Below are 3,000 nucleotides of genomic sequence, written 5' to 3' on the forward strand. Positions count from 1 at the left end.
TGAGGCCGGGCGGCGTGCGCTGCTGCGCCGGGCTGCGGCGGCCGGGACGGTGCTGGTGCGCAACGCCGGGCAGGTACTGCCGTTCGACCCTGGCGGCCTGCGGACCGTGGCCGTGCTGGGGCCGCGGGCCGCCGAGCCCCGTATCCAGGGCGGTGGCAGCGCCGAGGTCTTCCCCGCGTCCGTGGTCTCCCCGCTGGAGGGGATCCGTACGGCGCTCGGTCCCGGGACGCGGGTGCTGCACGCGCCCGGGGTCCCGCCCGAGCGCGGGCCCGTGCCGCTCACCGGTGAGGCGGTCCGGAACCCGGAGACGGGTGAACCGGGCGTTCTCGTAAGCCTGTTGGACGCGGAGGGGACCGTACTGCACACGGAACACCGGCTGTCGGGACGGATCGTGGAACCGGCCAGGCTGGACGGCGCCGCCACGGTGGAGATCCGCGCTCTGCTGCGGCCCGTGGTGAGCGGCGAATGGACCCTGGCGGTCGGCGGATTCGGCCCGGTCTCGCTGACCGCGGACGGCCGGACCGTCGTGGCGGGCGTGTTCGCCCCGGACAGTGCCGATCCGACCCATATCCATGTGGCGCCCCCGTACCGGTCGGGGCGGATCACCCTCGCCGCGGGCGCGGAGACCGAGATCACCGTCCGGCGCGGGCTGGCCCCGGGCACCGGGATCGCCACGATCCTCGCCGCAGCCCCGCCGCCCGCCGCGCGCGCGGGCGCACTGACCGACGCGGTCGCCGCGGCCCGGGCGGCGGATGCCGTCGTGGTGGTCGTCGGGACCACGGAGGAGACCGAGTCGGAGGGCACCGACCGGGTGTCGCTGGCGCTGCCAGGCGGGCAGGACGAGCTGGTACGTGCCGTGGCCCGGGTCCGCCCCGACACGGTGGTGGTGGTGAACTCCGGCGGCCCTGTCCTCCTGCCCTGGCGGGACGAGGTGGCGGCGGTGCTGATCGGCTGGTTCCCCGGCCAGGAGGCGGGCCACGCGGTGGCGGACATCCTCTTCGGCGGGACGGAACCGGGTGGCCGGCTGCCCACCACCTGGCCGGCCCGGCAGAACGACGTACCGGTGCTCGCCGCCACGCCACGGGACGGTGCGCTGCGGTACACCGAGGGCCTGCACATCGGCTACCGGGCCTGGCTGCGGGGGACGGTGGCGCCCGCCTACTGGTTCGGCCACGGCCTCGGGTACACCAGCTGGGAGTACGAGTGGATCGACGCTCCCGCGGAGGTGCCGGCCGACGGCTCGTTCGACGTACGGGTACGGGTCCGCAACACGGGCGGCCGCGAGGGGCGCGAGGTCGTCCAGCTCTATCTGGCGCGCCCGGCGTCGGCCGTGGAGCGCCCGGTCCGCTGGTTCGCGGGCCACACCGCCGTACGGGCGCGGCCCGGCGACGCGGTGGACGCGGTGGTCCGGGTGTCCTGGCGGGCCCTGCGCCACTGGGCCGTCGATGAGCGGCGCTGGCGCGTCGAGCCGGGCACTTTCACGGTGTACGCGGGGCGGTCGGCCGGGGATCTGCCGCTCGCGGCGGAAGTGGCCGTGCCGGTGACCGCGCCCGTGGCGAGCGCGCTGCTCTGACGCGCACCGGCCCTGAGCACGGAGCCCCCGGCCCGGCCGCGGGTATCGCGTCCGGGTACCGGCACCCACCGGCGGGGAAGTGACAGACTCCGGGAGGGGGACGGGAGGCCGCACGGGGTGTGAGCGCCGTGGCCGCGCCGCCCGCCCCGCTCGTTCCCGCCACGTTCGGACCGCAACGGAGCACCCATGACGGCAGGCAGCCCCAAGCACCAGATCGACACCAGCAAGCCGCACCCCGCGCGCGTCTACGACTATCTGCTGGGCGGCAAGGACCACTATCTCGTCGACCGTGAACTGGGTGAGAAGCTGGCCGACTTCATCCGGGTCGGCGCGGAGCAGAACCGCGCGTTCATGCACCGCGCGGTCGCCTGGGCCGCGCACCGGGGCATCGACCAGTACCTGGACATCGGCACCGGGATCCCCACCGAGCCGAATCTGCACCAGATCGTCCAGGAGATCGTCCCGGCGGCCCGGGTCGTGTACGCGGACAATGACCCCATCGTGCTGCGCCACGCCGAGGCCCTGCTGGTCAGCTCCCCCGAGGGCGCCACGCACTACATCGAGGCCGACATCCGCGAGCCGGAGCTGATCCTCGAACACGCCCGTACGTTCCTGGACTTCAGCAGGCCGGTCGCGCTGTCGCTGATCGCCGTCATGCACTTCATCCTCGACGAGGAGGACCCGCACACGATCGTGCGCGAGCTGGTCGCCCAGCTGGCGCCGGGCAGCTGTCTTATCCTGGCGCAGGCCAGCCTCGACGCGTTCCCCGAGGCCGAGGAACATGTGGCGAACACCTACTCCAGCAAGATCCCCTTCCGCCCCAGGCCGCGGGCCGAGATCGTGCGGTTCTTCGACGGGCTCGACCTGGTGGAGCCGGGCGTGGTGACGGGCCCCGAGTGGTACAAGGACACGCCCGCCCCCGCACTCACGCCCTATCCGGGCTATGTCGGCGTGGGGCTGGTGCCCTGAGGCCTGTCGTCGAAGTGCCGCGTGCCGCGCGACGCGTGGCACGCGCGCACCGGACGCCGCACGGCCGCCCTCCGGGCAACGACGGCACTCTGACGACAGGGCCTGGGCGACACGGCTCGCACCTCGCTATATATCGGCAGCCGATATAACATGACCTACATGGCTTCCCGAGGCATGACCCAGGCCGCGTTCTTCATACTGACCGCCCTGATCGACGAACCGAGACACGGTTACGGCATCGTGCGCGAGGTCGAGGAGCTCTCCGGCGGCGATGTCCGGCTCCGGGTCGGGACGCTGTACGGCGTACTGGACCGGCTGGCGGCCGACAGACTCATCGAGCTGGACCGCGAGGAGGTCCAGCAGGGCCGGCTCAGGCGGTACTACGCGCTCACCGACGACGGCGCCGCCGCGGTCTCGGCCGAGGCGGCGCGGATGGCGGCCGGGGCGCGTACCGCGGC

3 protein-coding genes are annotated in these 3,000 nt (G+C 73.8%); all 3 read left to right on the top strand.

All coding sequences use genetic code 11. The annotated features are described in order from the left end of the window. Positions 1-1,573 (top strand): glycoside hydrolase family 3 C-terminal domain-containing protein (locus tag G3I19_RS35720; protein ID WP_203601109.1); only part of this gene is annotated, 1,573 nt, incomplete at its 5' end. Between the two features lie 186 nt (positions 1,574-1,759). Next, entirely contained in the window at positions 1,760-2,542 is a 783-nt protein-coding gene (locus G3I19_RS35725) for an SAM-dependent methyltransferase (RefSeq protein ID WP_164267838.1), read from the top strand. Between the two features lie 174 nt (positions 2,543-2,716). Then, on the top strand, positions 2,717-3,000 hold a 284-nt coding region (locus G3I19_RS35730; protein WP_164267839.1), incomplete at its 3' end, for a PadR family transcriptional regulator.

Origin of the sequence: Streptomyces sp. SID10853 (genome assembly GCF_010548145.1) — a bacterium.
Taxonomy (GTDB): Bacteria; Actinomycetota; Actinomycetes; order Streptomycetales; family Streptomycetaceae; genus Streptomyces.

What these genes read in the sequence shown, in the direction of transcription:
- G3I19_RS35725 (WP_164267838.1), top strand. Translation starts at nt 1,760, where the DNA reads ATGACGGCAGGCAGCCCCAAGCACCAGATCGACACCAGCAAGCCGCAC.